The sequence below is a fragment of the Pacificimonas flava genome, from assembly GCF_000342165.1.
Lineage (GTDB): Bacteria > Pseudomonadota > Alphaproteobacteria > Sphingomonadales > Sphingomonadaceae > Pacificimonas > Pacificimonas flava.
The window spans coordinates 1-4,752 of sequence record NZ_AMRV01000029.1; the positions used below are offsets into that span (position 1 = coordinate 1).

4 protein-coding genes and 1 pseudogene are annotated in these 4,752 nt (G+C 59.0%); all 5 read right to left on the bottom strand.

Going from position 1 to position 4,752, the window contains the following annotated elements; translation table 11 throughout:
• Positions 1–195 precede the first annotated feature (195 nt).
• The gene (locus C725_RS14955) at positions 196–672 is read right to left on the bottom strand and encodes a hypothetical protein (RefSeq protein ID WP_008604009.1); all 477 of its coding nucleotides are present in this window, start codon (positions 670–672) and stop codon (positions 196–198) included.
• A 19-nt stretch (positions 673–691) separates the two neighbouring features.
• Complete coding sequence (locus C725_RS14960; protein ID WP_038283768.1) at positions 692–1,096, bottom strand: hypothetical protein; 405 nt, start codon at positions 1,094–1,096, stop codon at positions 692–694.
• Between the two features lie 704 nt (positions 1,097–1,800).
• Positions 1,801–2,109, bottom strand: a pseudogene (locus tag C725_RS14965) (transposase); the annotation flags it as partial.
• A gap of 200 nt (positions 2,110–2,309) precedes the next feature.
• Complete coding sequence (locus C725_RS14970) at positions 2,310–3,185, bottom strand: hypothetical protein (RefSeq protein ID WP_038283770.1); 876 nt, start codon at positions 3,183–3,185, stop codon at positions 2,310–2,312.
• A 400-nt stretch (positions 3,186–3,585) separates the two neighbouring features.
• A partial coding sequence (locus C725_RS15575) for a methyl-accepting chemotaxis protein (RefSeq protein WP_243442774.1) occupies positions 3,586–4,752 on the bottom strand: 1,167 nt, incomplete at its 5' end.

Genomic DNA, 4,752 nt, shown 5'->3' on the forward strand with positions numbered 1-4,752 from the left:
GAAAGGACGCACTCCCAACTCCCTTCGGAGGCGCTGTGTAAGAGCAGCTGTTCCGGCGCTTCGAACCCTTGAACCTCTCGATGTAAACGAGAAGCCCTGCGACGGTTGCATTAGCCGCAGGGCTTCGGTCGTTTAAATGGTCTATTCGGCAACCGTCATGCGGAGCGATGCCAGAGGCGCACGATTTTTCAGAATCTAGCTCGTGCTGGTGCGAACGAATACGGCTTCGTCGATGCGCTCGAACGCATTTTGGTAAAGTTGAGCGTCGAGAATAGAGTCTGAAGTCGACTCCTCTTGTCCATACAGGGTTGAAACATTCTTTGCCTGCACAAAATTCAACCGAACGCGCGACATAGTCGGGTTCAACTGTTCGATATAGGCCGTTCCTCGGACCTGCTTTGTCGATGCGCCCCCGCCCATTGCTTCCCAAAAATTCGTAGAACGCTCAGAATTGCTGGTTGCGTTAATGAAGCCCGTATCGAGATCAGCAGCGGTAACCTGATAGCCTAAATCCTGAAAGACCGATACGACACTTGCAAAGAGAACCTTCTTCTCGACCTCGAAATCCTTCTGCTGCATCGCCTGGATTTGCATCGGCGTCAGCGTGGTGCCGGTGCTCGCGCAACCTGCAAGAGACACGGCCAATGCAGCCGCGATAAATTTCGCTTTCATAGTATCCCCCTTTTTACACTTAGAAGTCGCTCGCTCGCGACCGGAAGTCAGAGACAACATTGTTTTCATCAAATTTGATGATCAGCGTCATTGTGCGCTGCGTCGTCTCCAGGCTCGAGGCCGACTGGCTTCCGCCGGCCAGGAGAATGGTCCAGTAGTTCGAACCGGAATTGGACTGCGTTACCGTGGCGTGGCGCTGGTAGGACCAGACTTGCCGGCCGCTCCCATCAACGGTTGTGATATTAGGTGCACCGAATTTTTCGAGCACCTCGGCTTGGTTCGTTTCGCCGACCTTCAGGTTTAACGTTACGTTGCCCTGCGTCAGCTGGTTTTGCGAGTTTGTGACTGGCTGCGGGACACTAGATGCGCACGCCGAAACTGCGGCGAGCATTGAAGCGCCCGCCAGCGCATTCCTTAACTTCATGCTTTTCCCCCTTATTTCTTTAGATTGACTAGCGCAGTAGCGTACTCCACGCAAGGGCGCTTGAGTACTGCTCAAACGTTAACGGAAGCCGAAAAGGGTAGCTGGGGTGCAGGCTAGGGCATGAAGTTTAGTACCAATTCAGGGGGCCGGGGGAGATTCGTTGCGCTGGTAGCGATCCGGGGCCCTAACGGCCAAGGAGCCCGTTTCCTACACAAGCGGGGAATGCTCCCTCACCTCTTAGGGCGTAGCTAGTATCTATCGGTGGATCGCATCGAGCGTGCAGGGTAGGGACTTGTAAAGTCAGCCGGCGAACTGGATCTAGCGGTCAAGGCGCTGTCGACGCACTCGCTGCGCGGGACTGACACAGGATCTCTATGCGGCTGGCGAGGAAGAAGCTTGTATCGCTCCCACGCTGCGTTGGTCGGCGTATGACAACCTCACCCGTGCTAGGGTCAGGATCTGTAATTGCAGAAGCTAGGCGGTGTGATCCCTTGAGGGTTACATGGATCTGTCCGCACTGACCGAGCCGAGGCCTGGCCGTGCTGTATCGGGTCTCACAGAGGCGAACGTTGCATTGACTCGATGCGGGCTTTTCCGCCCATCTGACTACCTTCGCAGATCGTTCGTCCCTGCGTTCCCTCTCGGGACACCGCCCTCGGATCAGCTTTGACGCCTCACCGCTGGCAAGCCAGTTCTACCCTACCTCATGCCTGGAACAAAGTGCCGTCGCGCAGAATGGCGTGCATGATCACCGCGAGGCGGCGCGCAAGCGCGACGCGGGCCTTCTTCAGGCCGCGACGCTTAGCGATCTTCATGGCCCATGTCTTCAGGGCAAAGGTTTCCCGGCTTCGGGTCAGGATCGAGTTGGCAGCTTCGTAGAGCAGCTTGCGAACCGTGCTATCGCCCTGTTTGGTAATTCGGCCGGTCCAGTCCAGTTCGCCCGATTGATGGCGTCTGGGCACCAGGCCGAAGTAAGCGCCGGCATTGCGGGATTGTCGGAAGCGGCTCTGGTCGCCTGAATTGAAAGTTCGCCTCATTGAAGAGTTCTTCGATGTCTTTGCCGCTAATGAGCTAGCGTTCCTGCGCTCCGAGTGAGACAGCCGCTGTAACAACCTCATCGCTAAGGACTCGGGCGCGGGCTGATCCACTCTAAAGGCGCCCGCCCGCGTGTGCTCCGCCGGAGACCTTAGTTGAAGTGTTGCGCTTTGTAGATCTACTCTTCATCGCGCGCCTTGGGGCTACGGTGGCGGCGCAACGGTCGGGCGTTCAGGTCGCCTGCATGGCCACTGCGCTGCAGATTATCGCGACTCACCCATGGTTCTGCTCCAGACACGCCCAGCTGGCGGACGAGCCTTGGTGACACCCGCCGTCCGCGCTGCGCGACCGCTTGCGCGAAGCTTCTGCGCCAGTCGGCGAATGGCCCCTGGTTCTCCGAGTGGTTCTCACCTGAGTTGACCAGATACCCACCGCACAGGGGAAGCTTTGCGAGATTTAATCTAAGTTCTTCGGCTCGTTCTTCCCACAAGTGATGTGAGCCGAGCAGATCGATCGCATTCTCTTCCCCTGGCGTAATCCGCGCAACGGTGGTTGAGCCGCAAAGCTGATGGAACGGCCGATTGAACGCCGAAGCGTCGGGTATGGCCAGGGCATTGCCGCTCATCGCGTCGATTGCGAACCCTTCACGTACTAGCCCGGCGGGTTTCTCGTCCCCCATGAGCTGGCGCGCGACTTCGACGGTTGAGACATCTACCAGGTCATCCGCGTCCAGGTACATCAGCAGCCCTCCGCCGCACTTGGACACGTACTCCTTGATCCGCCACTTCTTCGCACCAGCATCATCGTTAGCAGGACTTGGCGGCTTTACCGGCCAGTCCGCGCGGAGCAGCGTCAGACGTGGATCCGTTCGGCTGAGGAGATCCCAGCAATCAGGCGTATCATGAGCGGCGAGCACGACCTTCACATTGCTATCGGTCTGCGACAGAGCAGAGCGAAGCGTCGCAGCAAATAGCGTGCTTACCTGATCCCACGACCGGGCCGCGTCACGAGCGATGAGAGAAATGCCGAAGTAGAAGGGCTCGCCAGTCGTCAACAGATCCTATCCACCGCCGCGGCAGTTTCCCGCGCTATCGCAGGTCAATTGCCCGGTAGCGCCATCAGCGCACTGGCGCGCACCTGCAGACATGTTCGTTCTCCCGCTATCAAGCCCCGTTTCTCTGGCCGGGCGTGTCGCTCCGCTCTGCCAGCTTTGTGTCTGGCCGTCCAACCGTTGAGCTTCGTGTGCGGCTGATCCAACGCCGTTGCTGACCGTTGGCCCCCGCCATGGAAGCCGACGACGAGCTGCTGGTTGTCGGCGGAGCTAGGGTGGTGACCTGCGGTGGGGAGAGCCGTCCACGACATCAGTAGTGGAAGGTCCGCTTCTGGTGTGAGAAGGCAGAAAACAGACCGATGGCTGTTAGCCAGATGCGAGGCCGGTGGTCGGTTCGCGACTGTCATCCCTCGGCGATTTGCCGAAGGCGAAGGACGTAATCGCGAGAGGTGGTTCGGAGGGCTGACGAGCAGTTTCCCAGGAGGGAAGCCGTGTAGGTGACCTGAGCAATCTGCTCCGCCGCCGAAAGAGCGGCCTCGTCGATCTCCGAAAAGCGGCTTTGTAGCTGACGGGTGTGCCGGAGGGATTCACCGGCGGATGTGGACACCACCGACATGCTTTGCTTCTGCGCACTGGCCGCAGAGCTAATCTGGTCGGAGGCGCCCTCGAGCCCCGTCAGCCGCTCGTTCATGTTCTGAAGCGTTTTCGTCACATCGATTACCCCGTCGCGGATACCAATAAGGTTCTCGGAGACTTCGTTCGTCGCTTCAGCGGTCTGGCTTGCCAAAGATTTGATTTCCGCTGCCACAACCGAAAACCCATCCCCTGCACGGCCGGCGCGGGCCGCCTCTATAGTCGCGTTCAGCGCTAGAAGATTCGTTCGCTGCGCGATCTCGCTGATCAAGGAAATAACATGCCCTATGCCTTCGGTACGCTGAGATAGATGTCCAATCCGCTTCGCACAGTCTGTGGAAGCTGACAAAGCTGCACGGCTGCTCAGGAGCTGAGCTCGTGAACGCTCGTCGATGCTAGAGGAGGCTGCGGTCACGAGGTCCGTTTCCTTCTGGACTAGTCCGGCCGCGGCGTCTGCAGCTTCCACAACGGACGCGAGTTCGAGGCCCTTGTTCCGGACCGCGCCAGTAAATCCGGTGAGCTGACCGGCGGCCGTCTTCAAGGTTCCGGACTGCTTCAGAACGTCTTCGGCTGCAGCCAGAACCGTCTCTTCGAACGTCGCCGCCAGACCGAGAAGTTCATCAACGCGGCGTTTGCGGTCGGCTCGGGCCGTCCGTTCTCGCTCTTCCGCAAGTTCGCGTTCCGCAGCGAGCTTGACCGCAGCCTCGCGCTCACGTGCTGCTGCTTCCCCGTCAGCAGCTTCCTTCAGTAGCCGGTGCTGCTCCGTGCGCACTCGCTCTGCAACGATCTCCGCCTCATGCACCTTGGCAATCGTTCGGCCCTGCTGAAACATATTTCGCACAACCATGGCCATGAACACGATGAGCAATGGATGCCCGGCAGGCAGGTAGGGCGCGGTTCCGAGCGCGAGATTCAGCACGACGTCTGCACCTAGAAT

Bases quoted from the DNA above. Each gene is read 5' to 3' on its own strand.
- C725_RS14955 (WP_008604009.1), bottom strand. From the start codon at position 672: ATGAAAGCGAAATTTATCGCGGCTGCATTGGCCGTGTCTCTTGCAGGT.
- C725_RS14960 (WP_038283768.1), bottom strand. From the start codon at position 1,096: ATGAAGTTAAGGAATGCGCTGGCGGGCGCTTCAATGCTCGCCGCAGTT.